Raw genomic sequence first — 26814 nt, forward strand, 5'->3', positions numbered from 1 at the left:
CTTGAAATGGCGTGAATCCTCGTAAAGGTACGCCAGGCGCGTAACCGAAGCGTCCACCCACCGCAATCACGGTTAGCCGGAACCCCAGTTCCGCTAGGATCTGAGACAACTATGGATTGGATATTGTTCGGCGTCGGCGTCCTATTGTGCTTCGGCACGGGACTGTTCGTCGCCGCAGAATTCGCACTGGTCAACCTCGATCGAAACGATCTGGAAAAGCGCCAAGCGGCAGGTGAGCGTGGCCTGGCTCCAATCATTAGCGCGCTCCGGCACACCTCAACCCACCTGTCGAGCGCACAGCTCGGTATTACCCTGACCACGCTGCTCACCGGTTTCACCATGGAACCAGCGTTGAGCAACCTGCTCGGTGGGGCGTTTACGTCCATGGGGCTGCCCGAAGACTGGGTGAAAGCGACCGGCACGGTTATCGCCATGACGATTGCGACGGTGCTATCGATGCTCGTTGGTGAGCTCGTGCCAAAGAACCTGGCACTGTCACTGCCGCGCGTCACGGGTAAACCGGTCGTGCCGTTTCAGAATGTGTTTACGGCCGTATTTCGCCCGGCGGTGAATGCGTTGAATGGCTCCGCGAATGCGCTGATTCGCACGTTCGGCGTCGAGCCGAAAGAAGAAATCTCCGGCGCCCGCACGGCCGAAGAACTTGCGAGCTTGGTTCGTCGCAGTGCGATGGTCGGCTTGCTGGACACCGATCGTGCGGTGCTGCTTAACCGAACGCTGCGCTTCAGCGAGCTTTCGGCCGAAGACGTGATGACCCCGCGACCGCGGGTACAGGTGATCGCGGCCGACGCATCCGTCGAAGAATGTATTGGGCTCGCGCACCGCACCGGTTTCTCGCGCTTTCCGGTCGTCGACGAAGACATTGACGACATCATCGGGATTGCACACGTCAAGTACGCCGTTGCTGTACCTCGTGAGCGGCGTGGTGCGGTACCGGTTGGTGCGATTAAAGAAGACGTGTCGTTCGTGCCAGAAACGATAGGGTTGGATGCGCTGCTCGGGCAGGTGCGCGGCGAGGGATACCAGATGGCGGTTGTGCTCGATGAATACGGTGGCACTGCGGGCATCGTGACGCTTGAGGACATCGTTGAAGAGATCGTCGGCGACCTCGTCGACGAACACGATCGCGCTCCAGTCGAAGTCATTCGGATGCGTGACCGCATCAGCATCGACGGGCTCCTGCGGCCCGATGAACTTCGCGAGCGATTGAATATTTGTCTGGATGAGGACGGTCCGTACGAAACGCTCGGCGGGTTCGTGCTCTTCGCACTCGGCCGACTCGCACAAGTTGGCGACACCGTCACCATTCCCGAGGGCGTGCTGCGCGTCGAGCGGCTTGAAGGCCGACGCATCGACCGCATCCAGTTCGTACCCGGTAGCGACTACGTCAGCCGCGAGGAACTGAGCCGACGCGAACTCAACGACGACGGAGCCGACCGATGAACGACATCATGGGAATCATCTGGCTCGTCGTTCTGCTTGCTGGAAACGCATTTTTTGTGGCGGCGGAGTTCGCCGTGATCTCGGCTCGTCGGTCACAGATCGAGCCCCGGGCCGAGCGCGGCTCCAAAGCGGCGCAGACATCGCTGTACGCCATGGAAAACGCCTCGCTCATGCTCGCGACCTGCCAGCTCGGCATCACGATCTGTTCGTTGCTGATCTTGAACGTGTCAGAGCCGGCGATTCACCACCTGCTTGAGATCCCGTTCAACCTCACCGGGTTGTCTGCCGAAACCGTTGGCGTGACGAGCTTCATCATTACGCTGACGCTCGTCACTTACCTGCACGTTGTGCTTGGCGAGATGGTGCCAAAGAACCTCGCCTTCTCGATTCCGGATCGCGCGGTACTGATCTTGGCGCCACCGCTCGTGCTGATTTCGCGACTGTTTACCCCGGTGATCTGGGCCCTGAACGGCATCGCCAATGGCATCCTGCGGGTGTTTGGCGTGACACCAAAGTCCGAAGCGAATAGTGCGTTTACGTTTGACGAAGTCGCCGGCATCGTGGAGCAATCCACACGCGAGGGCATCCTCGCCGACGAGGCCGGAACCCTCGCCAATACCTTCGAGTTCACGAATAAGCGCGTGGGCGAAGTCGCCGTTCCTGCTGATCAAGTGCAGCTGCTGCCCGCGTCCACTAGCGCCCACGACATTCAACGTGCCGTCGCCGAATTCGGATTCTCGCGGTACATCATCGCGGACGATGCCGGGACCCCCGTCGGGTACGTGCACCTCAAGGACCTGCTGGCGATTCCGGCGGAGCGATTCGAAGCGCCGCTCTCGAGCGATGCGGTGCGGCCACTAACGTCGCTGTACGAGGGCACAGAACTCGAGGATGCGCTCGCCACGATGCGTCGCACCGGTAAGCACCTGGCCCGCGTTGTCGCCAAGAACGGTGCGACGACCGGAGTGCTCTTTCTGGAGGACATTATTGAAGTTCTCGTAGGGGAGGTGCGGGACGCCACTGCCCGCAGGTAGATTAGGGCGCGATGATCCTCGAGCAATCGCATGCAGACCTCTGGTCAACCGTTCACGCCTCGCAAGTGCGCGCTGTTGTGCAGGCACCGGTTGAGACCGACAACAAGTACCGCCGTGGGGTGGTGCTGCTTGCCACCGGATCGCACACGTATCCCGGCGCGGCCGTGCTGACTGCTCAGGCGGCGTGCCGCACCGGCGCAGGCATGGTTCGGTACCTCGGGCCAAATGCTGTCGCACAGGGCGTGCTGGCGGTGCGCCCCGAAGTTGTCCACGGTTCGGGCACGTATCACTGCTTGGTGATCGGATCCGGAATCCCGGATGCGCGCGAAGACGAACGCAGCATGCTGCTGCAAGACAGTGTCGACGCGGGTATTCCGGCGGTTGTGGATGCTGGCGCCCTCTGCCTCATCGAACCCGGTATGCCGGGTCTGGTGATTACCCCGCACGCACGCGAGCTTTCGGTACTCCTCAAACGGCTTGGCCTGGCGAACTGGTCCGAAGACGACATCGCTAGTAGCCGCGGTGGAGCTGCACAGGCAGCATCCGAACTGCTCGGCTGCACGGTGCTCTTGAAGGGTCGCCACACGTATATCGCCCAGGGTGAGTACCGCGCGACCGTGCGCACACCGAACTCGTGGCTGGCAACGGCCGGCACCGGCGACGTACTTGCGGGTGTGCTCGGCACGCTCATTGCGTCCCAGATCGGGCACGGCATCGACATGGATGCGACGCAGCTGTCGCGTACAACTGCCGCAGCCGCGTGGTTGCATGCTCGGGCCGGTTGGCTTGCGTCGCAGCACAATGCCGGCGTAGCGGTCGCGCCAAACAACGTCCACGCACCGTCAACGATGCTTGACCACGGGCCGCTCGGCGGCCCGGTGCTCGCATCTGATGTTGCACAAGCCTTGCCCGGTGTGGTTGCCGCCGTACTGGCGAAGTAGCCCGATAGCACACTCCAACACCATGAGCACGATGAACGAACGCTTCGACAGATCGATGAAGCCTGCGGCCGATGGCGCAGCCGGTGTCGACGCTGCGGAGCGTTCGACGAAGCGGCGTCCGCAGGGCATCAGCGGGCTCGAAACGCTGGCGATATTCCTCGCCATGGCAGGCGTTCACGCCTACATGCTTTGGTTCGCGAGCTGGCACGAGTCCATTCCATTCAACGACGTGACAACCGTGTATCGAGGCTGGCTGGACGACGCAGCCGCCAGCGGAGAGATCCCGGGCATCCACGCACCGCTGGTCTATCCGGTGCTGGCGATCGTGCCCATGTGGCTGGCGAGCGTCATCGGTGGGGAACACCTGTACGCCGTCGGCTGGATTGTCGTGGTCTTTCTGGCCAATTGCTTGCCGCTCTACTTGCTGGCAGCCCACGATGCCAACGCGTTCAACGCTCGATTGCGGTTGCGGGCGGCCTGGTGGTGGGTGATCGCTGTGGCGCTCCTGGGTCCAGCAGCCCTCGGCCGAATCGATGCGATCACTATCCCGATCGTGATTGCCGCACTCCTGTTTGCCCGCCGAAAGGTCGCGACCTCTGGTGCCTTGCTCACCATCGGTGCGTGGATCAAAGTCTGGCCGGCCGCCGCGTTTGTCGCGCTGGTAACCGCGCACCGACATCGCCTGCGCGCTATCTTGGCCGGCGCCGTTGTGACCGCCCTCGTCATCGTCACGGCGCTGCTGGTCGGTGGCACGGATGCGTTCAGTAACCTCACCTCGTTTGTTTCGGGGCAGACCGGTCGCGGTCTTCAGGTCGAATCGGTTGCGGCGGGCTGGTTCGTGTGGCTCGGATCGATCGATGTTCCGGGCTATCAGATCTTCTTCAATAGCGAGATCATCACGGTGGAGATCACGGGTCCAGGTACCGCGGCCGTCGCAGGCGTCCTGACCCCGCTCATGTTCATCCTGATGCTCGGGTTTGTGGCGATGGCAGTCTGGAGCCTTCGCAACGGTGGCCAATTCGCCCGCGTACTGCCAGCGCTCACGCTGGGACTCGTGGCAACATTCATCGCGGCAAACAAAGTTGGGTCGCCGCAGTTCTACGGATGGCTCGCTGCCCCGATCGTGTTGGGAATGATCTGGGATGGCCGTCGCTACCGACTCCCCGCTATCGTGGGCTGGGTAGTCGCGGCGCTGACGCAATTGATCTATCCATTCATGTACCAATTCGTCATGTCGGCTCACGACGCCGGTGCGCTGGTACTCGGCGTGCGCAACCTCCTGCTGCTAACGCTGCTGGTGATGGCCTTCCGGCTATTGCTTCCCGTTAGGCGGCGGCGGTTTGTGCCGCTGCGAGCTTCCCTTACCGCGGGGAAGTAACGGACCCCGGGGAAGTAACGGACCGCGGGGAAGTAACGGGGAATGGCACTACGAACGGCATATGCGCCTGTGCAAGCTATCGCAGCGCGGCGATGAACCGTGAGCGAAGTGTTCGAATCCACCGGGACTTGCCGCAGCTGATCCGCATCCGCCCTGCCCGAAACCAACCTGACTGAAACCAACCTGACTGAAACCAACCCGACCGATGAAGTGCTGCACGCAATGAACCAACTGCTCACCCTGCTCCGCACCGGGCAACGCCCCGAACGTTGGACCCCGCAATTCGAATTGCGGATGCTTTGGGGACTGTTCATCGGAGCACATATTGCGTTTGGTGCGCTTTCGGCGCTTCACAACCACATGCCCTATGCCGACGTCACCGTCGTGTATCGCGGCTGGTTGGACGACGCGCTCGCTGGCAACGCCCCGGGCATTACGCAGCCGTTCGTGTACCCCGTCGCTGCACTGCTACCCATGTGGGTGGCGCATCTGCTCGGCGGAAGCGAGTTCTTTGTCATCGGCTGGATGGTCGAAGTGTTTGCGCTGAACGCGCTGGCTCTTTGGTGGCTCATTACCCGTCGCGGTCGGTTTACCGAGCTGTATCGCCGCGCGGCCTGGTGGTGGACGGTCTTCCTCTGGCTCTTGGGCCCGATCGCGCTGGGCCGAATCGACGCCATTACCGTACCGATCGCCATGGTGGCGCTGTTGCGGTTGCGGCGCAGCGTCGCCACCAGCAGCTTCTGGCTGACCATCGGTGCGTGGATGAAGGTCTGGCCAGCAGCGCTGGTGGCAGCCGTGTTTACCACGACAAAGGCTCGCCTGCGCGTCATCGCGGGCGGCATCGTGGCATGCCTGTTGGTGCTGCTTCCGGTGGCCGCTGTCGCTGGCGTCCCCGGCGTACAAAACGCCCTGAGCTTCGTGACCGGTCAGAATGAACGCGGCCTGCAGTTGGAATCTGTGGCCTCGAGTGTCTTCTTGCTGGGGCATTCCCTCGGCATTGGCGGGTACGAAGTTCGCTATTCAACTGAGATTCTGACGCAAGAAATTCTGGGTCCGGGGGTCGACGCGGTTGGCGCGCTGCTCACCCCAATGATGTTTGTCTTGCTGATCGGTCTCATTCTCGTCACCGCTATCCGCATCCACCGCGGAGCCACTATGGCTCGCATGCTGCCCGCACTATCACTGAGCATCGTGCTGAGCTTCATCATCGCGAACAAGGTCGGCTCACCCCAGTTCATTGCCTGGTTGGCGGCGATCATCGTGCTCGGACTGGTGTGGAACGGTCGCGAATTTGCACGCATTGCCCGACTCGGGCTCATCGTGGCCGGACTGACGCAGTGGATCTACCCGTGGGCCTACGGCTGGGTCGTCCATGCCGAGCTGTTCGGCGCGGTGTTGTTGTTCGCCCGAAACGCCCTGCTGGTATGGATGCTGGTGCTCAGTGTTCGGATGCTGCTCACGTCGAGAACGCACACCGCTTCGAGCACCTTGGCAAGTAAGCAAGAGGCGTAGCTCGCGCAGGGGCAGGTGCTTGCCGTAACGCGCTGCTAAGCAGTGGCCGAACGGATGCCCGACGAGCGACGCGGCGCATCCGTGACCGTATTAGACGGCGGTATTGAGCAGTCGCTGAATCTGCTCGCCGACCCGCGGAAGTTCGATCAAGAAACCGTCGTGACCGAACGGGGAGTCGAGCTCGAAGGACCGGGAACCCGTAAGCGAGTTCGGCAGCGCAGCGGCGATGCGGTGCTGGGTGGCGATCGTGAAATAGCTGTCGGTAGTGACCCCGAGCACCAGCGTCGGCACGGTCATCGTTGCCAGGGCTGCTTCGACGCCACCGCGGTTACGGCCAACGTCGTGGCTATTCATTGCCCCAACCAGGGTGATGTAGCTATTCGCATCAAACCGACGAGTGAATCGGTTGCCGTGGAAATCCAAGTACGACTGCACCGAGTAGCGACCACCGTCGCGCGTGGGCGACATGGCCGACTGCCAGGAGCGGCCAAACCGGTCGTCAAGTTCGGCGCTGCCGCGATACGTCAGCATTGCCATGCGGCGAGCGAGGGCAAGACCACGGCTCGGGCCGCCACCGGCACCGGCGTCGTAGTAGTTACCGGCCCGCCAGGCCGGATCAAGTCGAATCGCATCGGCTTGCAGCGTATTGATCGCAATATTCGCGGCGTCGATCGCCGGTGGTGCGGCCAGAATCATCAGGCGCTGCAATTGCTCGGGGAACATGCACGCGAACTCGAGTGCCTGCATCCCGCCGAGTGAGCCACCGATGACCGCAGCGAACCGGTCGATGCCGAGCGCCGTTGCCAGGATGCTGGTCGCACGCGCTTGGTCACGAATGGTCGTCTTTGGGAATCCGGCGCCCCATTCGCTGCCATCGGGGCCGATCGATGAAGGTCCGGTGGTCCCCTGGCAGCTGCCGAGCGTATTGGCACAAATGACGTAGTACTTGTCGGTATCGAGGGGCTTGCCCGGGCCGATCATGCCCTGCCACCAACCGGCAGTTGCCTGGCCGGGCCCGGTGGAGCCGATGACGTGGGCGTCGCCGGTGAGCGCGTGGAACACCAGAATGGCGTTGCTCGCGTCGTCGTTGAGCGTACCCCAGTGCTCGTACGCCATGCGCAGCGGTACCTGACCGCCGTGTTCGAATTCGAAGATGCCGAGGTCGACAAACTGGCGATTGGCTACCGGGTCGCCTTCGCGCCAGGCACCGGATGCGGGTGGGCTGAGTGTTTCGCGCAGGGGATGTGCCGCGCCCGCTTGCGGTACGCGGGCGTTGACTCGGAAATCATCATCAGACCAGTGCATTGCCAAGAGTTTAGTCGGGGTGTCGGGAAAATGTCTGCGGTTGGTCGGGCGCACTACCTGCGCATGTCCGCGAGTCAGCTTGCGCGCATCCTCAACAATGATTTCGGGCCGATTTTGCCCAGTTAACGCTCCGCGTACTGTGCAAAGTCGGCCGCAACAGCAGCTGATGGGTGCCGTTGCGGCCGACTTGTGCGGATCCGGGTTGCGGGCGCGGATTGCGGGATGCGGGTTGCGCGCGGGTTGCGGGCGCGGATTGCGGGATGCGGGTTGCGGATTGCGGGATGCGGGTTTCCGGTTACGGATGCGGGTGGTTTGGATGGGTTGCCTTGCCAGGCGCTAAGCCGGGCCGGGCAACGGCGGCAGGGGAGCAGCTACCTGCTGCGGTTACTCCGCGTGCGTGACTGCCGTAGCGATCGCCTGCTCAATGTCAGCGATGAGGTCATCAACGTGCTCGAGACCCACCGACAGACGAACCAGACCGGGCGTCACACCCGCATCCAGCTGCTGCTCTGGCGACAGCTGGGCGTGAGTCGTGGATGCGGGGTGCGTCGCGATCGAGCGCACGTCACCAATGTTCACGACGTGCTTGAACAGGCCGACGCTCTCGACGAAGCTGCGGCCAACATCGCGCCCACCGCGAAGCTCGAAGCTCAGCAGACCGCTGGCACCAAGCGGCGCGTACTTGCGAGCGTGTTCGTGGTACGGGCTCGACTCGAGGCCCGGGTAGTTCACACTCACCACATCCGGGTGGGATTCGAGCCACTCGGCAATGGTCTGCGTGTTCTGTACGTGTCGGTCCATGCGCAGGCTCAACGTCTCGATGCCCTGTAGCAGTTGCCACGACGAAGCTGGTGCCAGTGCGGTGCCGAGGTCGCGAAGCAACTGCACGCGTGCCTTGATGATGAACGCCAACTTGTCGCCGACCGCATCCGTGTACTGGATGTTGTTGTAGCTGGGGTCTGGCTCGGTGAAACCGGGGAAACGCTCGGGGTACTTGCTCCATTCGAAGGTGCCACCGTCAACAATGGCGCCGGCGATGACCGCGCCGTGGCCGCCGAGGTACTTCGTGGCGGAGTGCACGATGATGTCTGCACCGTGCTCGAACGGACGCACCAGGTACGGCGTTGCCACCGTGTTGTCGACGATCAGCGGCACACCGGCGGTGTGAGCGATGTCGGCCACCGTGGAGATGTCAAGCACGCTGATCGACGGGTTACCGATGGTTTCGGCGTAGAGCGCCTTGGTGTTTGGGCGAATCGCGTTGCGCCACTCTTCGGGGTCGTTCTGGTCGCGGATGAACGTGGTTTCGATACCGGTGCGCGCAAGCGTGTAGCGCAGCAGGTTGTAGGTGCCGCCATAGATTGCCGACGAAGCCACGATGTGGTCACCGGCGCCGGCGAGGTTCAGGATCGCTAGGAGTTCAGCCGACTGGCCACTGGCAACCGCGAGTGCGCCAACGCCGCCTTCGAGATCAGCGATGCGCTGCTCGAACACGTCGGTCGTGGGGTTCATGATGCGCGTGTAGATGTTGCCCGACTCGGTGAGCGCAAAGAGGTTTGCGGCGTGGTCAGCATCGTTAAAGGTGTATGCCGTGGTCTGGTAAATCGGCGTTGCAACCGAGTTCGTCGGATCAGTAGCCGCACCGGCGTGGATCTGGCGGGTTTCGAAGTGCTGAGGTTCGGTTGAGCGAGTCATGCGCATCCTCCTGATTGGTGGTGACGTCGGCGTGAACGGTTTCGCGTCGTCGCCACCGGCGGGTGGTCTTGCTCCGATCATGCCGAACCATCCGAGCTTGAACAATTCGCGGTGTCATATTTCGACTTGACCGGTGCGGATATTGCGCCAACGTTCGGGTGCCGACGGGATGCGCGTGCGAAAATTGGCGACATGACCGTAGTGCTCTCTGGTGGTATCGATACCGAATCCGCAAAACCCATCGCATCCCGACTGCTTCGTGACCTGGGGCAAGTTCTGGCTGGTGATGATCGCCTGCCGCGGATTGGGATCCTGGCTCGCGGTGTCGAATCGGCGCTCGTGATTGCAGAGCTTCGTGCGGCGTTCGGTGACGGAAATTGTGAACTCATCGAACTCGACGGCGTTGTTGCCACCGAGCAGCTGCTGCCACTGGACGCGCTGGTGGTGACCGACGGCGACGCTGCCGCGTCGCTGGCTGCACTCGAACCAGTGCTCGCGGATCTTCGCGGCATGGTGCACCGCGGCACCTCGTTCTGGGGGATCGGCGCGGGTGCGGCGATCGCTGCCGAACTCGCGATTATTGACGGGTTCGAGATCGGTGGCGTGGCCGTGGCGCCGCGCCTCTCAACCGATGTGGCGTCGGAAGTCCAATTGGCAACTGGACTCGGACTCATCGACATCACGGTGCTGCCCGGTGCTGCGCAACTTGGCCGCCTGGGCATCGGTATTGCCGCATGTGAGGCAGGCTTGCTCGACCGTGTTATTGCGCTGGATGCGGGCATGAGTTTGGTAATTGAGTCGGGCGCTATTCGTCTGGTCGGTGGTACCGGCAGCATGTGGGAAATCGCGGCGGATGCGAATGGCATCGTGACCGTTGGCACCCGCGGCGCCGAGTGAATCCGTTGCTGGGCCAGACCGATCGTGCTGAAGGCTTCGCCGCGCTCGCCGAGCGGGGCGTAATCGCCGCGGACTGGGCGGCGGCATTAGCCCCGGCGGATGCCGAACTTCACCGTGCCGGGGACTTCCTGCGCGCGGAAATTGCCGCCGGACACACCTACCTGCCGGCAGCCGACCGCATCCTGCGTGCATTTTCACAGCCGCTTGCCGATGTGCGGGTCGTCATCGTGGGGCAGGACCCGTACCCAACCGCCGGTCACCCGATCGGTCTGTCGTTTGCTGTCGAACGGACGGTGCGTCCGCTGCCGCGCTCGCTCACGAATATCTACCGCGAGCTTCAGGATGACCTGGGCATTCCACCAGCTGCCCATGGCGATTTGAGCCGCTGGAGCAGCCAAGGCGTGTTGCTGCTTAACCGCGTGCTGACCGTTCGGCCCGGTGCTCCCGCATCCCACCGCAGGCAGGGATGGGAAGCGGTGACCGAATGCGCGCTACGGGCTTTAGCGGCTCGCGGTGGCCCGCTTGTCGCGATTCTCTGGGGCAACGATGCACGATCAACACGCAAGTTTCTCGGTGATGTGCCCGCTATCGAATCCGCGCATCCGTCGCCGCTGTCGGCAAGTCGTGGGTTCTTTGGCTCGGCACCGTTCTCGCGCGCGAATGCCCTGTTGCAGCAGCAGGGTGGCGACCCGATAGATTGGCGCGTCGACGCACCGTAGTCGCGATGTGACTTGTCACCGTGCTGTCTGGCGGTCGGCCTAGCATTGGCACTATGGTCGAACTGCACGAATGCACCGCTACAGATCTTGTTTCGAAACTGCGCAATCGGGACGTGAGTCGAACCGAGCTCACCCAGCACTACCTCGACCGCATCGAGCGGGCAAACCCGGTGTTGCGAGCATTCGTCACGGTCGATGGCGATCGGGCACTTGAGCGGGCCACCTCGATGGACCGTGAGGCGGCCCGCTCATCGGATGCCGGTGACGACGCGGGCATCGACACTACTGTTCTGGCCGGTTTGCCGATCGGTGACAAAGACCTGGTGAACCGAGCGGGCGTGCCCACCAGCTACGGTTCCCGCGCCATGGCCGGATTCGTGCCGGACGTTTCTGAGGGACTTGTCGTCGCGCTCGACGACAACGGCGCGAACTCGCTGGGTAAGACCAATGCCCCGGAGTTTGGCTTTCCGAGCTACACCGAGAACCTGCTTGCAGGTGGAGTCGCACGAAACCCTTGGACTGATCGGCGCACTGGCAATAGCGACCCGCGCGAGCAGTTCTGTTACGGGCCGGGCGGCTCAAGCGGCGGTGCCGCCGTGGCAGTTGCGGCGGGAATGCTGCCGGTTGCGCCTGGTAGCGATGGCGGCGGTTCGGTGCGCATTCCGGCCGCGGCGTGCGGACTCGTAGGGCTCAAACCTTCGCGTGGTCGAGTGCCCGATGGCAGCGGCTACGAATTCGCGGGTGGCCTGGTCGTTGCCGGCCCGCTCGCGCGCACGGTGGCGGACGCCGCACTCTTGTTGGACGCCATGATTGCCCGCGACGGCAACGGGAATGTCGCCTACCGTTACGCGAGCCGTCCCGCATCCCGAACCGAAACCCCCGCAAGCTATCTTGGCGTGCTGCAAGCAAACGGTGCACCACCCCGTCGCCTGCGAATCGCGGTTAACACCTGGACGCCGTGGGCCGAAGCCTATGAATGTGCCTGCGATCCTGAGGCACTTGCGGTGCTCGAACGGGCAGTATCGGCAGCGACCGCGTTGGGGCATCATGTCGAGGCTTTCACGCCGACAGCGTTCCCGGGCTACGTGGATGCGTTTCGCGCCGTTTGGCGGGGTAGCGCGGCGTCACTGCCGCTCACCGAAGACCACCTCGAGCACGTCGAACCACTAACGGCATGGCTCGTTCGATCGGGCCGAGAACTGCCAGTGGCCGAACATGCGCGCGGCTTGAACCACTTGGCGGCGTTTGAACGCCACATCATCGCCGAGTACGCACCGTTTGACCTGGTGTTGACGCCGACCCTGGCAATGACGCCGCGCGAACTGGGCTGGTACGACCAGACCGATGGCGAACACAATTTCGTGCAGCAGTGCCAGTACACGCCCTATACGAGCTATGTGAACGCCGCGGGCCTGCCCGCAATCACGATGCCCGTTGGTGGTGGTGCGCTACCGATGGGTGTGCAGGGCATTGGCCGGCCCGGCGATGAGCTCACCCTCCTGCAATTCGCCAACGAGCTTGAGCAGCACTTCGACTGGGTGCAGCGAACTGCACCGGGTTGGCACCTGGGCGACGCGTCGTAGCGGGACCGCACGTGCATCCTGGCGCATATGAAGATTGGCGCATGAAGATTGGCGGATGCACAACGCGGGCTAGTTAGCCCCAGTGCGGTGGCCGTAGCGGGGTGCGCGGCCGGGAAAGCTGCGGCGCAGCCTGCTGTGGCTGCCCGGCGCCATCAGTTGCCGCCGGGGGAGTCGCGCCCGACTTCGAGCCAGGCTTGGTCATGCGGCGGACGTAGCCGCCATCTTCGAGACCGGCTTCGATTTCGAAACGGTTTGTGTGCGCATCCCTACCCGCGAGCGTGTAGAGCAGCGGGAAGAGCATGCCGTAGCGCTCCCATTGGCGCACATGCACCAATTCGTGGCGCAGGACGGCTCCGCTCACATTGTTCGAGGTGAGGTACACCCGGCCGACGCAGGTACCGCCGCGTGAGAACGCCCATTTCGGCAGCCCTCGCAGTACCCACATACCGTCGACCCGGTGAATCTTGCCGATCGACAGTGGCGCTCCGTAGCAGAGCGCCACTGTCGTAGCAAAGGTGCAACCGGCCCGCGAGACGGGAGAGTCAAGCAGGACGCGGCGCAGCAGCCTTGGCATTCGCAATCGAGTTACTGGGTGATTGCCGAAGGGTTGTTGCCGGCCTTGAGCGCAGCCAGGCGTGCCTCAACTTCGGTCATCTTGCCTACGTCTTCGAGCTGCTCAAACTGGCGGTCGAGGCTCGATGCCTGTAGTTCCTGCTGGCCACGAACACGGGCCTCCTCGCGACGAACCTTTTCTTCGAAGCGACCGAGGTCGCTGGTTGGGTCGAGTACGTCGATCGACTTGAGCGCATCGTGAACGCGCGACTGAGCTTCGGCAGTCTTGGCGCGAGCAGCGAGCTCGTCGCGCTTGCGGATGAGCTCGTCGAGCTTGCCACGCATGCCGTTGAGGCCGTTGGTGAGCTGCTCAACAACCTTGTTCTGCGCCTCGATCTGCGGGCGAGCAGCGCTGACGTTGTGCTCTTCGTCCAGTTGACGGCCGATGGCGATCTTGGCGAGGTTGTCGAACTTGTCTGCCGAGGCGACGTCGCCGGCAGCGCGGAACTCTTCAGCCTTTGCCGAAGCAGCAACGGCCTTCTGGCCCCACTCGCGTGCGTCCTGCTCGTCCTGGCGTGCGTCGTCTTCCATCATGCGCAGGTTGCCGATTGTCTGTGCGACTGCGGCTTCGGCTTCGTTGATGTTCGCCGAGTAGTCACGGATGAGCTGGTCGATCATCAGCTGTGGGTCTTCAGCCTGGTCGATGAGTGCGTTGATGTTTGCGCGGACCAGCTGGGTGATGCGGCCAAAGATGGACTGCTTCTGTGCCATCGGGTTCTCCTTTGTTGAGGGGTGGTGGGATCCGAGAATCGCCAATTTCGACGGTAATCGGATGATCTGAATAGTGAACTGAGTGTTGGGGATGCGGTACCGAAACCGGGCGCGCAAGCGGCGGTTATCGCTGCGGTGCGGCTGCTAGCGGAAGCCGCCGCCGGACGACCATCCGCCGCCTCCGCTGCTGCTGCCGCCGAAGCCACCGCCACCAGAGCCGCCCGAAGACGAGCGGTGCGACGAGCCACCGCCGCTGAGCAGGCCACCGATAATGCCGCCGATGATTGCGCCAGCGAGGTCATCGCCGCCACCACTTCGGTAGCCACGTCGGTGATTGCCATAGTCTGGCCAGTAACGCTGGTTACCGGTACCGAAATTCGCTGCTACCCACGTCGGGTTCTGCGAATAGCGGGACATCTCATCATCCGCATCCTTGGCCGCCGTCAGCGCCTGACGCTTCGCATCCTTGGCATGCTGTAGTGCCTGGACCGGATCTTCCGTGGTCAGCGCCTCGGCTCGGCTGAGTTGATCGATCGCCTGGGCGAGTCGGGCGCGCGGTGCCGCGCTGAGCTCACCGCGATGCGTATTGATCTTGCGCTCGGCGACAGCGATCTCTGCCCGCGCATCCGACATCGTTTCGGTGAGCACACGCTGCGCCTGCTCGATCTGTTCTTTCTCGCCGAGCGACTCGGTGAAGATGTTCTGCAAGTTGTCGCGCAGCGTGGTAACGACCGAAGTGGTGTGCAACGGGTCGCGGAAACTGCCGTTAAGCGCGGCGATTTCATCGAGCTGGGTGCGGGCCCGGGCGACGATCTCTTGTTCGTTCACGTCGATCACTGCCGGCGCCGCACGGTGCAACTGCTTGATCTGCAGTAGCAGCTGTTCTGCATCCTTCGCCTGGCTGGAAATCACTGCCGGGGCGTCGAGGATGCGCTGTTCTGCAGCTTCGAGGGCGTCCATGAGCGAGTCGGCCTGCGCGAGGGCACCTTCGGCATCGGCAACGTCAATAACGGCCGCACCGTGGTCATTGGCAGCCCAGCCGTTCTTGGCGTTATCCGTCTCGACGCGCGCCAAGGCGAGGAGTCGGCCAGCCTGCTCGGCATCGGCGCGAATCGGTGCGATTGCGGCGTCTTCGAGTTTGCCGGGCAGGGTGGCGACCCATTCGACGATTCCCGCAAGCCGCGTTGTCGCTGCAGGCTCGGCAGCCTCAAGCGCTGCTACGAGCTGCGGTACCTGCTCCTGTCGAGCGCGCAGCTTGGCGAACCGGTCTTGCTGCTCGCTGAGCGCCTTGCCCGTGGATTGCGTAAGCGACTCGATCTTGTCGAGCCAGGCATCCTGCTCTTCTTCGGTATCGGGGATGTGGTCAAACAGTTTGGCCTGCAGCGCGAACGCTTCTTGAGCTGAGGACTTGGCCGTCGATACTGCCTTGGCGTACTCGGCAGTCGCTTGAGCGCCGAACTGTGCCTGGGCAAATTGCAGCTCTTCGTCGGCTGAGCGAATGAGGTTGTCCATGCGCACAAGCTCGACGCCAGCGGTTTCGCTTCGCTTGGCAAAGGCTTCGGCGCGACGGGCCACTTCGGCCTCGTGCTTCTTTTTCTTTCGACGCTTGCCGGCGTAGTACATGGTGCCGCCAACGGCTGCGGTACCGGCAGCACCAACGCCCAGGATCGTGGTCATGGTGCCTGCTTCTTCGGCGCGAAGCTCTTCGGCGCGAAGGGCGCGGTCGAGATCGGTCGCGACCTGTTCTGCAGCCTCGGCGTAGCGTCCGCTCGAGATGTCCGACATGGCGCCGTTCTCAATGTTGCGCAAGTCTTCGGAGGATAAATCCAGTGATTTGTCGGCGCTCAGTCCGTAGTTCTGAACATCCTTGCCGATGTACAGCACGACGTCCTTCGGGCCAAGCTGGCTCTTGGCGACCGTGGCATTGGCCCACTCGAAGCCATCGTTCGGGTTCTCAAAGGTGTCGACGACCACGAGGTAGAGCGTCACACCGGTCTTGTTGTTCAGGTCGGCGGATGCGGATTGAACGGTCTCGTAGTCGCGACCGCCGAGCGTGTTCGTCGTATCGGTGACGACACCATCAAGCTCGAGCGGTTCCTCGGCCATGGCTGGCGCAGCAAGCAGCGGACCGGTGGCAATCGCCGCGGCGAAGGCGAACGCACCGGTGCCAATCCGCAGCGTGCGCGTCGCTCGCTGAAGTGTCGACTCGTGGCGTCGCAGCCGTGATGATGAACGCATCCCTACCCCTTTCAACGCGCAATCAAAGTGCGCCTTACTGACGAAACTAGGTCATTTGGATGCGGCAAAGCTGTACTGCGCGCCCCGTCGCGTCGGATTCGTCCTCGCGATGGAACAGCAGCCATCACCGCGAATGATGTGTGCCAGCTCGAAGGGCGACGTGATCGAGCAAAAACCGTTGCTCGGGAATTCCTGCGGCGACCGCAGCAAGAATTCTCGACACGGCGGCCTGCGGGTAAACAGCCGGTGACAAACCGGTTGACTGTGGCCGGATAGGCGACATTTCTCGGGCAAGTGCGTAACATCGCATATGGAACATCAAGCGCCATTCCAAGTTGGCCACCAGCATTCGTGCTGCGAGCCAGCCGTTCCACTATTGATCCAACATCTCGAAGTACAGGATTGGAGGATCTGTATGCGAAGCGATGACGTGCTGAACGAACAGTTCCGTGCAACGAAATACAACGTTGGGTACGACCAACAAGAAGTCGATACGTTCATCGACCGCGCAGTCGACACGCTGCGCAAGTATGAACAGGGCAACATCCCGACCGAACCCCTGCTGACAGCTCAAAAAGTTGATTCAGCCCGGTTCACCCCTACGAAGTTCCGCGAGGGCTACGACCAAGAAGACGTAGACACCTTTCTCGATCGTCTATCTGACGTCTTCCAGGCACACGAACGCGACCACCAGCAGTAACGCAACAGAACACCACGAACGTGGCCGAGTGCATCCGGATACAACCGGTTGATGCCTCGGCCACTTCGCGTTTTCAGGTCGTCAAGTAAACAGTGTCTCGAAACGCAAGGTGGGGACGCGCTAGCTGAGCGCATCCCCACCATATTCGCCGACCAAACTGCATTCGCCGACCGGCGAAATTTCGTGCCCCCGACAGGAGTCGAACCTGCGACCTACGGTACCGGAAACCGGCGCTCTATCCACTGAGCTACGGAGGCAAACAACGCTTAAGCGTACCAGTACTCGCGGCCGGTTGAACTCGCATACGATAGAGACCTGATGACTGACAACGACCTCACTCTTGCACTGGCCGCGGCAACGCGCACTGCTCTCGACCGTCGCGACGGACACGACCTCATTCCAAGCGACGATGACCTCAAGCTGGAACGCCCACGAAACCGCGACCACGGTGACTGGGCTTCGAACGTCGCGATGCGATTCGCTAAGCGCGTGGGTACCAACCCGCGCGAACTCGCGCAGGAGATCGCCGAACTGCTCGAAGCTGAGCCCACGGTAAAGAAGGTCGACGTCGCAGGTCCTGGCTTTATCAACATTACGCTCGACGAAGCTGCTGCGGGTGAGCTCGCGCGCACGATCGTCGAGGCTAACGGCGTGTTCGGCACCACCGAGCTGCTGGCCGGACACAACATCAACCTTGAGTTTGTCTCGGCAAACCCAACCGGCCCCATCCACCTTGGTGGTGCTCGCTGGGCAGCCGTTGGTGACTCGCTCGCCCGCGTTTTGATCGCGGCGGGTGCGGATGTGACCCGTGAGTACTACTTCAACGATCACGGTGCCCAGATTGACCGCTTCGCGAAGTCGCTGCTGGCAGCGCACCTGGGGGAGCCCGCACCAGAAGACGGCTATGGTGGCGCGTACATTCACGAGATCGCTGCCGCCGTCGCGGCCGAACATGCCGACGACCTTGCCGCGGCGACCGATCGTGCTGCCCAGCAGGAATGCTTCCGCAAGCACGGCGTTGACCGCATGTTCGGCGAGATTAAGCACAAGCTCGAAGAGTTCCGTGTGCCGTTCGACGTGTTCTTTCACGAAGACTCCGTTCACGAAGACGGCTCGGTCACCAAGGCGGTGGCTCGACTGGGCGAGCTTGGCCGCACCTTTGAAGAAGATGGCGCGCTCTGGCTGCGTTCGACCGAATTTGGCGACGACAAAGATCGCGTCATTATCCGCTCGAACGGTGAGCCAACCTATTTCGCAGGTGACATCGGTTACTACCTGAACAAGCGCGACCGCGGCTTCACCGAATGCATCTACATGCTCGGCGCCGACCACCACGGCTACGTCGGCCGCATGATGGCGATGGCCGAAGCCTTCGGCGACGTACCCGGCGAAAACATGCAGATCCTCATTGGCCAGATGGTTAACCTCGTCAAGGACGGCGAACCGGTCCGTATGTCGAAGCGTGCCGGCAATATCGTCACGCTCGATGACCTGGTTGACGCAGTCGGCGTGGATGCGGCTCGTTACGCACTCGTACGCAGCTCGACGAACTCGACCATCGACATCGACCTCGACCTGCTCGTGAGCCGTTCGAACGACAACCCGGTCTACTACGTGCAGTACGCCCACGCACGAACCTGCGCCGTTGCACGAAACGCTGAAGCTGCGGGAATCACCACCGCGGACTTCGACCCGGCAACGCTCGATCACGAATCGGAAAACGACCTGCTCGGTCAGTTGCGCGAATTTCCACGCATCGTTGAGCTGGCCGCGAGCGAACGCAGCCCGCACCGTGTGGCCCGCTACCTCGAAGACCTCGCCGCAAGCTACAACCGCTGGTACGACCGTACGCGCGTCATTCCTCAGGGAGACGCTCAGCCCGAGGCAGTACATTCGAGCCGTCTCATGCTGAACGCGGCAGCATCACAGGTTCTGCGCAGCGGTTTGGAAATGCTCGGCGTCCACGCGCCGGAACGGATGTAATCAACGACCCGGCGGGTCTCGTGCGCGTTCGACTAGCTGGCGTACGAGGCCTCCGCTCGCAGCCGTGCCAGATCTCCGCTGGGGAACTCGCCGGCACGGGATTCCAACCCCAGTTCAAGTGCCCACCCCGCAAACCTGTCTGAGACGATGGCGACGGTAACCGCGCACATGCCGGTCAAACCACGCCAGACCGCATCCGTACCGATACGAAACAGGTGACTCACGCCGATGACCAGGAACTCGCGACGCACCTCGACCGTTTGGATTGTCGCTGCCGTCGTTGTGCTGGTGCTGCTCGCCAGTGTCGAGATCATCGCGCGAATCGCGGTGAGCAATATTGCGAAAGATCAGGTCGAGAAATCCCTGCCCGAAGTCGTCGACGCGCAAGTACATGCGGCACCGACCGGGTTGTGTGTGGCCTGTGAGATTTTGGGTGGCAAGCTGTCGGGACTCGACATCGAAACCGAATCGCTCTCGGTAAACGGTGTCAGCGGGCACATCAAGCTCCACGCCGATGGGGTGCAGTTCCGAGATTCGAGCGGGGCAGATGCCGTTCACGGCACACTGAATATTAGCGAGACCGAACTCAACCATTTGCTTGCGCAGGTGGCGGAACAATCCGGACTCGACATCAATGACGTCAATGTTTCGGACCGCGGCGTGAGCTATTCGACACAGTTTGACGCGTTCGGCAAAACACTTGACCTCGACATTACGGCGTCAATGCAATCGCGCGGCAACGGCGAAATGCAGATTGTGGGGGAGTCGGTCGAGATCGGTTCCGGTAGTGCTGCCAAGCAACTCGACCTGGATGCGAGCCGGTTCACGTTCCAGTTCTGCCTCGCGGAATACCTCCCGAAAGAACTCGAAGTGACCTCGGTGGTGACCCAAGACGGTGAGCTTGCGATTGACTTCCGCAGTCGGGGGCCGGTCGCCTTTGACGGGACCGCATTTTCCGAAATGGGCCGCTGCTAACACCACCGCGGGCTGTTGCCCGCAAGTTCACTCGTCTCGAACGCTAGGATGACCAGGATGCACACTCTTCCAAACGAGCAGTCCGATCAGTCAGTTGTGCGCGGATCCACCGCCAGTCCATTGGCTCCTGAGTGGTTGCAGGTTCCTTCGCCAGACCTCAACGTGCTCGACGCGTCGGTGTGGTCGCGAACGAGCACCCGCAACGACAGTGGCGAGCTCACCATCGGTGGGGTCACCGCCACCGAGCTCATCGAGCAATATGGGTCGCCCTGCTACGTGATTGATGAAACGGATGCGCGAGCACGCGCATCCGAGATTCATTCGGTATTTCACCAGGCGTTCGCCGACATCGGTGCGGAAATCGAGTTGCACTATGCCTCGAAGGCGCTGCTTACCGTCGAGGTCGCGAAGTGGATGGTCGGGGCTGGGCTCGGGCTGGACGTCGCGAGCCTTGGCGAACTCGAAGTGGGCCTCGCCGCCGGCGTAACACCCGCATCCATCGGCATGCACGGCAACAACAAGACCGACGCAACGCTGCGCCGCGCCGTTGAAGTTGGCGTGGGCACGATCATTATTGACTCGCTGCAAGAAGTGGCGCGACTCGAAGCGATCGCCACCGAACTTGGCAAGGTGCAGCCGGTACTCGTTCGTATCAACAGCGGTATTCACGCATCGACCCATGATTTCTTGGCGACGAGCCACGAAGACCAGAAGTTCGGCCTGACCTTTGATGCGGCGCGTGAAGCAATCGCCGCGATCCGCCGGGCGTCATCGCTCGAGTTCACCGGGCTGCACTCGCACATCGGATCTGGCATTTTCGAACCCGCCGGATTCGGTGCCGCCGCCGCCAAGCTCATGGAGTTCCGCGCCGAGCTGCTCGCTCACGGTCCGGTGCCCGAAGTCAATCTCGGTGGTGGCTTCGGCGTTGCCTATGTGCCCAGCGACGAAGCACCCTCGTTGGCCGAGTTGGCCCGCGGTATTGCAAACGAAGTCGCACGCGTATGCGCCGAGACGAACAGCGACCTGCCGCGGTTCGTCTTTGAACCGGGTCGCTCAGTCATTGCGCCTTCGGGTACGACGCTGTACCGCGTTGGCACCACCAAAACGGTGCAGGTCACGGCCGCATCGGGCGAAGTTGCCCCGCGCTGCTATGTCTCGGTCGATGGCGGTATGGGCGACAATCTGCGGCCGGCAATTTATGGCGCCGAGTACACGGTTCGCATGGCCAATCGGGCACCGGATGCACCGGCTCAGCTCGTGCGGGTGGTTGGCAGCCACTGCGAATCTGGCGATGTCGTGATTCACCACGACTACTTGCCCCAAGACGTTGCCCCAGGCGACATCGTGGCGGTGCCGGTGACCGGCGCGTACTGCTTCTCGATGTCGAGCAACTATAACTACACGCCGCGCCCCGCGATGGTTGCCGTATCCGACGGCACATCACGGTTGCTTGTGCGCCGCGTTGAAATCGAAGATCTGTTGTCGTACGACGCAGCATGGACCCCATCGGAAGGACGAGACTCATGAATGAGCCCCGGATCGTACGAGTAGCGCTGCTTGGCGCCGGCTCTGTCGGAAGCCAAGTTGCCCGCCTGCTGCTTGAACAAGCCGACACGTTCGCCCAGCGTGCCGGCGCACGCCTGGAGCTTGTGGGTATCGCTGTGCGCGACCCGAAGCGCAAGCGCGACACCGACCTGCCCGCAGAACTGTTCACCGACGACGCCGAGACGCTGATTCTGCAGGCCGACTTCGTGATCGAACTCATGGGCGGCATTGAGCCGGCTCGAACCCTGATCACGCAGGCACTGGAATCGGGTGCCGATGTCGTTACCGCCAACAAGGCACTGCTGGCAAACCACGGCCCAGAGCTGTTTGCCCTGGCCGAGCGCGTCGGTGCCCAGCTGCACTACGAGGCCGCTGTGGCCGGTGCGATTCCAATTCTGCGCCCACTTCGCGAGAACCTTGCGGGCGACCGCATCGAGCGGGTGCTCGGCATTGTGAACGGCACCACGAACTACATCCTCGACCGCATGCACACCAAGGGTGACAGCTTCGAGGAGTCGCTGCGGATTGCGACCGAACTCGGCTATGCCGAAGCCGACCCGACGGCAGATATCGAAGGTTTCGATGCGCAGCACAAGGCGGCGATTCTCGCGTCGATTGCGTTCCACACCAATGTGAAGCTCGAAGACGTGTACTGCGAGGGCATTACCGGCGTCAGCATCGACCAGATCAACGACGCCAAGCGGGCCGGTTTCGTCGTCAAACTGCTCGCGATCTGCGAACGTGCCGTGGAGGCATCCGGTACCGAATCAGTTTCGGCTCGCGTCTACCCGGCGCTCGTGCCGGAGTCGCACCCACTGGCGAGTGTGCACGGCGGTAACAACGCCGTGTTTGTTGAGTCGGCAGCGGCCGGGTCGCTGATGTTCTATGGTGCGGGTGCCGGTGGTGTTGAGACCGCATCCGCGGTGCTCGGCGACCTTGTGACGGCAGCTCGCCGACACGTGCTGGGTGGCCCTGGCCTTGGTGAGTCGATGGACGCAAACCTGCCGCACCGCCCGATTAGCGAAGTTGACACCCGTTTCCAGATTGCGCTGGCAGTGACCGATGAGCCGGGCGCCCTGGCGAAGATTGCCACCACGTTTGCCGAGCATGCGGTATCGATAGCGACGCTCGAACAGACCAACGACGGTGACCGCGCATCGCTGGTCATCGTGACCCACCGAGCAACCGAAGGCGCATTGCAAGCGCTGGTTGCCGCACTCGAATCCAGCAGCGCCATCCACGAAGTTCAGGGTGTGCTGCGCGTAGAAGGATCCAACTAATGAAGCAACTTCCTGTTGGTAAGCGTGTCCGCGTGCGCGTTCCGGCCACGAGCGCAAACCTCGGTCCAGGTTTTGACACGCTCGGTATCGCGCTGGCGATTCACGATGAGCTGGAGTTCGAAACGCTCGAAGCTGGCAAGCTCGAGTTCGACATCACCGGTGTGGGTGCCGATTCGGTACCGCAGACCGAAGAGCACCTCGTAATTCGTGCGTTGAAGTACAGCCTCGAGCAGCTCGGCTACGCCATGCCGGGAATTCGCATGCACGCGGACAACATCATTCCGCACGGTCGCGGCATGGGATCGTCCGGTGCCGCTATCGTGGCGGGCGTTGTTGCCGCAGCCGGCCTGGTCGCGCCTGAACGCACCGTGACGAGCGACGAATTGCTCGCACTGGCAACCGACCTCGAAGGCCACCCCGACAACGTGGCACCCTGCCTGTTTGGTGGACTCACGATTGCGTGGATGGACGCCGAGAACCAGCCGCGATCGAAGCAGCTCATGGTCGACCGCGGCGTGTCCGTGCTCGTGCTCGTACCCGAAGAACGCATGTCGACCGAAGTTGCTCGTTCGCTGCAGCCAGAACAGGTTCCGCACGCTGACGCGATCTTTAACCTGTCGCGATCGGCGCTGCTCATTGCTGCCCTGACGCAAAGCCCAGATGTACTGTTCGATGCCACCGAAGACCGTCTGCACCAGACGTACCGAGCATCGGCAATGCCGCAAACCGCCGAACTCGTGCGAGTGCTTCGTGACGCTGGGTTTGCAGCTGTGGTGTCGGGCGCGGGCCCTAGCGTGCTCGTGCTCTGCCAGGACCCTGGCGCGCGCCTGCGTGCGGCCGAGCTGGCAAAGACCCAAAACGCAACTTGGCAAGCACTCATGACTGCCGTTGATGTTCAGGGTGCTACAGTTGAAACCGTTGCTGAAACCGTGGAATCTCCGCGGGCGTAGCGGTCACGCTGGCGCCGAGCAACGATTTACTCCGAACTGTGTTTCAACGTGGTTGAAGCAGTTCGTCTTCTGCGAAACGCATCTTGCGTGTTCGTATTCCACATAATTTGAGGACCTAATCGAATGACTGATTCGAACCAGAACCCTGCCTCGGACGCGGTTGACGCGAAGGCAGAACTCACCGAAACCGGTGGTAACCAGGCGACGACTGATCGCCCACTCGCACAGATGCGCGTCGCTGATCTGCAGGCACTCGCCAGCCAGCTTGGCGTTAAGGGTGCTGCCCGCATGCGCAAGTCGCAGCTCGTCGAAGCTGTTGCTGCGGCACGCGGAGACAAGGCCGGCGCTGACGCAGCGAAGGAATCGCCAAAGGATGCACCGGCTGCTGATGGTGGGGCAACCGAGGGCGCAGCCCAGGCAGCAACCGCTGACACCACCGAGTCGGCGGCGCCGCGCCAGTCGTCGGGACGTCGCAACAGCCGCAAACGTTCGGCAGATGTAACTGAGACTGCTGATGCACCTGCTAGCGAGACCAGCAACGCTGACGAAACGCGTACGGCTACTGAGTCGGATGCATCCGGTACCGAAACTCGCGGACGTCGCGGTGGCAACAGCCGTTCGAAGAACTCCGCTGCCAACAAGGGCGACGACGCTGCTCACGCGGAACAGAACAAGCAGGCTGGTTCGTCGAACGAATCAACGCCAAAGACGCTTGACGACATCGTGCTGCCGCCAGCGCGTGACGACGAGTCTTCGGACGACGACAACAACGACGCCGGCCAGCAGAACGAGTCGGGTAGCGGGCGCAAGCGCAACCGCAACCGTAACCGTAACAAGTCGAACGACGACAGCAACAACGGCCAGAAGTCGCAGAGCGACCAGTCGAAGGCGGCGAACGATCGCCGTCGCGACCGTGACCGCAAGCGCCGCGATGATGTAGATCCAGAGATCGCACCGGACGACGTACTGCTGCCGATCGCGGGTATCCTCGACGTCCTCGACAACTACGCGTTCGTTCGCACCAGCGGCTACCTTGCCGGACCAAACGACGTGTACGTCTCGCTCGGACAGGTCAAGAAGTACAACCTGCGCAAGGGTGACGCCATCGTTGGTGCCATTCGCCAGCCGCGCGAGGGGGAATACCAGTCGGGCCGCCAGAAGTACAACGCACTCGTGCGCATCGACACGGTCAACGGTGAAGCGCCAGAGCCTACCCGCGAACGTGCCGAGTTCGACAAGCTCACTGCGCTGTACCCGAACGAGCGCATCACCCTCGAAACCGCTGGCGGTCACGCCGCGCAGCGCATGATCGACCTCTTTGCCCCGATTGGTAAGGGCACCCGCGGTCTGATCATTGCACCGCCAAAGTCAGGTAAGTCGATCCTGCTCGAGCGGATTGCCGGCGCGATCACCGAGAACAACCCGGACACGCACCTCATGCTGGTACTCGTGGACGAGCGTCCCGAAGAGGTCACCCGCCTTGAGCGCACGATCCACGGCGAGGTCATTTCGGCCACGTTCGACATGCCTGCCGAAAACCACACCACGATTGCCGAACTCGCCATTGAGCGCGCCAAGCGTCTCGTGGAGCTCGGCCTTGACGTTGTCGTGCTGCTCGACTCGATCACGCAGCTCGGCCGCGCCTACAACGTGAGCGCACCGACGACCGGTCGCATCATCGATGGTGGTGTGGATGCATCCGCGTTGTACCCGCCGAAGCGTTTCTTTGGTGCTGCTCGCAATGTCGAGAACGGCGGTTCGCTGACGATCCTCGCAACCGCGATGGTTGAGACCGGTTCGCGTACCGACGAAGTCATCCTCGAAGAGTTCGCGGGCACCGCGAATATGGAACTGCGACTTTCGCGCAAGATCGCCGATAAGCGCATCTTCCCGGCAATCGACATCCAGCAGTCGTCGACGCTGCACGAAGAAGAACTGCTCAGCGAAGCAGAACTTGCTGCCACGTGGATGGTTCGCCGCGAGCTCGGTGAGAACGCACAGCTCTCGCTGCAGGCCGTGCTGGAACGTTTGGACTCGACCGATAGCAACGATGCATTCGTCGCTTCGGTGAAGGTCCGTGGCATTTCGACGGAGGCGACTCGATGAGCAGTCGCGCAGAATTCTCCGACTCACTGAACTCGCTCCGTGCGGAGCACGCTGACCTGCAGGAGCAGCTCGCTGATCCTGAGCTGCACGCCAACCCGGCGCGCGCAAAGAAGGTCAATCGCCGCTACGCCGAGCTCTCGCAGATCATTGCGGCGGATGACCGTCTCGAACAGCTGGAAAGCGACCTCGAGGCCGCTGAAGAGCTGGCCAAAGAAGATGACATGTTTGCCGACGAAGCCGACGAGACGCGCAGCCGCGTTGCCGAGCAGACCGAAAAGCTGCGTCGTCTGCTCATCCCGCGCGACCCGGATGATGGTCGCGACGTGATTATGGAGATCAAGGGTGGTGAAGGTGGCGAGGAATCGGCACTTTTCGCGGCCGACCTGCTGCGCATGTACAGCCACTACGCCGAATCGCGTGGTTGGAAGGTCGAGATGCTCGACGCCACCACCAGCGACCTTGGTGGTTACAAGGACGTGCAGGTTGCTATCAAGTCGAACGCGAACGACCCCGCCGAAGGTGTTTGGGCATCCCTCAAGTACGAGGGTGGCGTTCACCGCGTACAGCGTGTGCCCGCCACCGAATCGCAGGGCCGTATCCACACCTCGACCACCGGTGTGCTCGTCTTCCCAGAAGTTGACGAGCCTGAGGAAGTGCAGATCGACCAGAACGATTTGAAGATCGACGTGTATCGCTCGTCGGGTCCCGGTGGCCAGTCGGTGAACACGACCGACTCGGCAGTTCGCATCACGCACGTGCCGACCGGCATCGTGGTGTCGATGCAGAACGAGAAATCGCAGATTCAGAACCGCGCGGCCGCTATGCGCGTGCTGCAGGCTCGCCTGCTCGCGCGTCAGCAGGAAGAGCGTGCCGCAGCTGAAGCCGATGTGCGTTCGTCGCAAATCCGCTCGATGGACCGTTCGGAGCGCATCCGCACGTACAACTTCCCCGAGAACCGGATTGCCGACCATCGCACCGGGTACAAGGCCTACAACCTTGACCACGTACTCGGTGGCGCCCTCGGCCCGGTTATCGAATCGGCCATTGTCGCCGACGAAGAAGCGCGCCTGGCGCAGCTCGGCGAGAAGTAGCACCGTCATACCAACAGCAGGGCGGCCCTGGGATATTTCCGGGGCCGCCCTGCTTGGTGATTGTCATAGCGATTACGGGGCTGATGGCAGGTCAGCTG

Annotated in this window: 20 protein-coding genes, 1 tRNA gene and 3 pseudogenes; 17 read left to right on the plus strand and 7 right to left on the minus strand. The window is 62.3% G+C overall.

The window, feature by feature from the left end; translation table 11 throughout:
* Positions 1–111: 111 nt before the first annotated feature.
* The 5 genes from ZBI01S_RS00075 to ZBI01S_RS00095 all read left to right on the plus strand — a co-directional run bounded on the left by ZBI01S_RS00075 (position 112) and on the right by ZBI01S_RS00095 (position 6326).
* Positions 112–1461 (plus strand): hemolysin family protein, encoded by a 1350-nt coding sequence (locus ZBI01S_RS00075; protein ID WP_066054602.1) that lies wholly within the window; start codon positions 112–114, stop codon positions 1459–1461.
* On the plus strand, positions 1458–2495 hold the full coding sequence (locus ZBI01S_RS00080) for a hemolysin family protein (RefSeq protein WP_066054604.1): 1038 nt from the start codon (positions 1458–1460) through the stop codon (positions 2493–2495). Before ZBI01S_RS00075 ends, ZBI01S_RS00080 begins: the two co-directional genes overlap by 4 nt.
* An 11-nt stretch (positions 2496–2506) precedes the next feature.
* The gene (locus ZBI01S_RS00085; RefSeq protein ID WP_066054607.1) at positions 2507–3436 is read left to right on the plus strand and encodes an ADP-dependent NAD(P)H-hydrate dehydratase; all 930 of its coding nucleotides are present in this window, start codon (positions 2507–2509) and stop codon (positions 3434–3436) included.
* Positions 3437–3467: 31 nt separating this feature from the next.
* On the plus strand, positions 3468–4814 hold the full coding sequence (locus ZBI01S_RS00090; protein WP_159421315.1) for a glycosyltransferase 87 family protein: 1347 nt from the start codon (positions 3468–3470) through the stop codon (positions 4812–4814).
* Between the two features lie 222 nt (positions 4815–5036).
* Positions 5037–6326 (plus strand): glycosyltransferase family protein, encoded by a 1290-nt coding sequence (locus ZBI01S_RS00095; protein WP_159421316.1) that lies wholly within the window; start codon positions 5037–5039, stop codon positions 6324–6326.
* Between the two features lie 90 nt (positions 6327–6416).
* On the opposite strand, the gene metX is transcribed toward ZBI01S_RS00095, so the two are convergent.
* Positions 6417–7631 carry a homoserine O-acetyltransferase MetX gene (gene metX / locus ZBI01S_RS00100; RefSeq protein WP_066054615.1) on the minus strand — a complete coding sequence of 405 codons (1215 nt, stop codon included), beginning with the start codon at positions 7629–7631 and terminating at the stop codon, positions 6417–6419.
* A 384-nt stretch (positions 7632–8015) separates the two neighbouring features.
* Positions 8016–9326 (minus strand): bifunctional o-acetylhomoserine/o-acetylserine sulfhydrylase, encoded by a 1311-nt coding sequence (locus tag ZBI01S_RS00105; RefSeq protein WP_066055550.1) that lies wholly within the window; start codon positions 9324–9326, stop codon positions 8016–8018.
* Positions 9327–9518: 192 nt separating this feature from the next.
* Between ZBI01S_RS00105 and ZBI01S_RS00110 the strand changes: the two genes are divergently transcribed.
* Genes ZBI01S_RS00110 through ZBI01S_RS00120 form a run of 3 tightly spaced genes read left to right on the plus strand, consistent with a single transcriptional unit; the run spans position 9519 to position 12525 of the window.
* A complete protein-coding gene (locus ZBI01S_RS00110; protein ID WP_066054618.1) occupies positions 9519–10223 on the plus strand; it encodes a hypothetical protein in 705 nt (234 codons plus the stop codon).
* A 5-nt stretch (positions 10224–10228) separates the two neighbouring features.
* Positions 10229–10942, plus strand: coding sequence for a uracil-DNA glycosylase (locus ZBI01S_RS00115; protein WP_245610502.1), 714 nt, complete (start codon positions 10229–10231; stop codon positions 10940–10942).
* Positions 10943–10995: 53 nt separating this feature from the next.
* Positions 10996–12525 carry an amidase gene (locus tag ZBI01S_RS00120; protein ID WP_066054620.1) on the plus strand — a complete coding sequence of 510 codons (1530 nt, stop codon included), beginning with the start codon at positions 10996–10998 and terminating at the stop codon, positions 12523–12525.
* Between the two features lie 211 nt (positions 12526–12736).
* Here ZBI01S_RS00120 and ZBI01S_RS00125 read toward each other — a convergent pair.
* The 3 genes and pseudogenes from ZBI01S_RS00125 to ZBI01S_RS00135 all read right to left on the minus strand — a co-directional run.
* Positions 12737–13099, minus strand: a pseudogene (locus ZBI01S_RS00125) (Fe-S oxidoreductase); the annotation flags it as partial.
* 11 nt (positions 13100–13110) lie between these two features.
* The gene (locus ZBI01S_RS00130) at positions 13111–13848 is read right to left on the minus strand and encodes a PspA/IM30 family protein (protein WP_066054623.1); all 738 of its coding nucleotides are present in this window, start codon (positions 13846–13848) and stop codon (positions 13111–13113) included.
* Positions 13849–13992: 144 nt separating this feature from the next.
* On the minus strand, positions 13993–16086 hold the full coding sequence (locus ZBI01S_RS00135; protein ID WP_066054626.1) for a TPM domain-containing protein: 2094 nt from the start codon (positions 16084–16086) through the stop codon (positions 13993–13995).
* A gap of 415 nt (positions 16087–16501) precedes the next feature.
* Between ZBI01S_RS00135 and ZBI01S_RS10135 the strand changes: the two are divergent.
* Together ZBI01S_RS10135 and ZBI01S_RS10055 are read left to right on the plus strand one after the other, a co-directional pair.
* A pseudogene (locus ZBI01S_RS10135) lies at positions 16502–16597 on the plus strand (DivIVA domain-containing protein); the annotation flags it as partial.
* A 48-nt stretch (positions 16598–16645) separates the two neighbouring features.
* Positions 16646–16744 (plus strand): annotated as a pseudogene (locus ZBI01S_RS10055) (DivIVA domain-containing protein); the annotation flags it as partial.
* Positions 16745–16970: 226 nt separating this feature from the next.
* Here the strand turns inward: ZBI01S_RS10055 and ZBI01S_RS00150 are convergent.
* A tRNA-Arg gene (locus ZBI01S_RS00150) sits at positions 16971–17043 on the minus strand.
* 61 nt (positions 17044–17104) lie between these two features.
* Between ZBI01S_RS00150 and argS the strand changes: the two genes are divergently transcribed.
* Complete coding sequence (gene argS / locus ZBI01S_RS00155) at positions 17105–18769, plus strand: arginine--tRNA ligase (protein ID WP_066054634.1); 1665 nt, start codon at positions 17105–17107, stop codon at positions 18767–18769.
* 32 nt (positions 18770–18801) lie between these two features.
* Here the strand turns inward: argS and ZBI01S_RS09775 are convergent, their stop codons facing one another.
* Complete coding sequence (locus ZBI01S_RS09775; RefSeq protein ID WP_159421318.1) at positions 18802–18993, minus strand: hypothetical protein; 192 nt, start codon at positions 18991–18993, stop codon at positions 18802–18804.
* Positions 18994–18997: 4 nt separating this feature from the next.
* On the opposite strand from ZBI01S_RS09775, the gene ZBI01S_RS00160 reads away from it, so the two are divergent.
* From ZBI01S_RS00160 to prfA, 6 genes are all read left to right on the plus strand, one after another.
* A complete protein-coding gene (locus tag ZBI01S_RS00160; RefSeq protein ID WP_066054638.1) occupies positions 18998–19744 on the plus strand; it encodes an LmeA family phospholipid-binding protein in 747 nt (248 codons plus the stop codon).
* A gap of 57 nt (positions 19745–19801) precedes the next feature.
* A complete protein-coding gene (lysA, locus tag ZBI01S_RS00165) occupies positions 19802–21271 on the plus strand; it encodes a diaminopimelate decarboxylase (protein ID WP_066054642.1) in 1470 nt (489 codons plus the stop codon).
* Positions 21268–22569: a homoserine dehydrogenase gene (locus ZBI01S_RS00170; protein WP_066054646.1), complete on the plus strand. Its 1302-nt coding sequence runs from the start codon at positions 21268–21270 to the stop codon at positions 22567–22569. The genes lysA and ZBI01S_RS00170 overlap by 4 nt, the downstream gene beginning before the upstream one ends.
* Positions 22569–23519 carry a homoserine kinase gene (thrB, locus tag ZBI01S_RS00175; RefSeq protein WP_066054649.1) on the plus strand — a complete coding sequence of 317 codons (951 nt, stop codon included), beginning with the start codon at positions 22569–22571 and terminating at the stop codon, positions 23517–23519. The genes ZBI01S_RS00170 and thrB overlap by 1 nt, the downstream gene beginning before the upstream one ends.
* Positions 23520–23642: 123 nt before the next feature.
* Positions 23643–25625, plus strand: coding sequence for a transcription termination factor Rho (rho, locus tag ZBI01S_RS00180; RefSeq protein WP_066054651.1), 1983 nt, complete (start codon positions 23643–23645; stop codon positions 25623–25625).
* Entirely contained in the window at positions 25622–26716 is a 1095-nt protein-coding gene (prfA, locus tag ZBI01S_RS00185; RefSeq protein WP_066054653.1) for a peptide chain release factor 1, read from the plus strand. The genes rho and prfA overlap by 4 nt, the downstream gene beginning before the upstream one ends.
* Positions 26717–26814 lie beyond the last annotated feature (98 nt).

This window comes from [Zimmermannella] bifida NBRC 103089 (assembly GCF_001570925.1).
GTDB classification, from domain to species: Bacteria; Actinomycetota; Actinomycetes; order Actinomycetales; family Microbacteriaceae; genus Gulosibacter; species Gulosibacter bifidus.

Bases quoted from the DNA above. Each gene is read 5' to 3' on its own strand.
- ZBI01S_RS00075 (WP_066054602.1), top strand. From the start codon at position 112: ATGGATTGGATATTGTTCGGCGTCGGCGTCCTATTGTGCTTCGGCACG.
- ZBI01S_RS00080 (WP_066054604.1), top strand. From the start codon at position 1,458: ATGAACGACATCATGGGAATCATCTGGCTCGTCGTTCTGCTTGCTGGA.
- ZBI01S_RS00085 (WP_066054607.1), top strand. From the start codon at position 2,507: ATGATCCTCGAGCAATCGCATGCAGACCTCTGGTCAACCGTTCACGCC.
- ZBI01S_RS00090 (WP_159421315.1), top strand. From the start codon at position 3,468: ATGAACGAACGCTTCGACAGATCGATGAAGCCTGCGGCCGATGGCGCA.
- ZBI01S_RS00095 (WP_159421316.1), top strand. From the start codon at position 5,037: ATGAACCAACTGCTCACCCTGCTCCGCACCGGGCAACGCCCCGAACGT.
- metX (WP_066054615.1), bottom strand. From the start codon at position 7,631: ATGCACTGGTCTGATGATGATTTCCGAGTCAACGCCCGCGTACCGCAA.
- ZBI01S_RS00105 (WP_066055550.1), bottom strand. From the start codon at position 9,326: ATGACTCGCTCAACCGAACCTCAGCACTTCGAAACCCGCCAGATCCAC.
- ZBI01S_RS00110 (WP_066054618.1), top strand. From the start codon at position 9,519: ATGACCGTAGTGCTCTCTGGTGGTATCGATACCGAATCCGCAAAACCC.
- ZBI01S_RS00120 (WP_066054620.1), top strand. From the start codon at position 10,996: ATGGTCGAACTGCACGAATGCACCGCTACAGATCTTGTTTCGAAACTG.
- ZBI01S_RS00130 (WP_066054623.1), bottom strand. From the start codon at position 13,848: ATGGCACAGAAGCAGTCCATCTTTGGCCGCATCACCCAGCTGGTCCGC.
- ZBI01S_RS00135 (WP_066054626.1), bottom strand. From the start codon at position 16,086: ATGCGTTCATCATCACGGCTGCGACGCCACGAGTCGACACTTCAGCGA.
- argS (WP_066054634.1), top strand. From the start codon at position 17,105: ATGACTGACAACGACCTCACTCTTGCACTGGCCGCGGCAACGCGCACT.
- ZBI01S_RS00160 (WP_066054638.1), top strand. From the start codon at position 18,998: ATGACCAGGAACTCGCGACGCACCTCGACCGTTTGGATTGTCGCTGCC.
- lysA (WP_066054642.1), top strand. From the start codon at position 19,802: ATGCACACTCTTCCAAACGAGCAGTCCGATCAGTCAGTTGTGCGCGGA.
- ZBI01S_RS00170 (WP_066054646.1), top strand. From the start codon at position 21,268: ATGAATGAGCCCCGGATCGTACGAGTAGCGCTGCTTGGCGCCGGCTCT.
- thrB (WP_066054649.1), top strand. From the start codon at position 22,569: ATGAAGCAACTTCCTGTTGGTAAGCGTGTCCGCGTGCGCGTTCCGGCC.
- rho (WP_066054651.1), top strand. From the start codon at position 23,643: ATGACTGATTCGAACCAGAACCCTGCCTCGGACGCGGTTGACGCGAAG.
- prfA (WP_066054653.1), top strand. From the start codon at position 25,622: ATGAGCAGTCGCGCAGAATTCTCCGACTCACTGAACTCGCTCCGTGCG.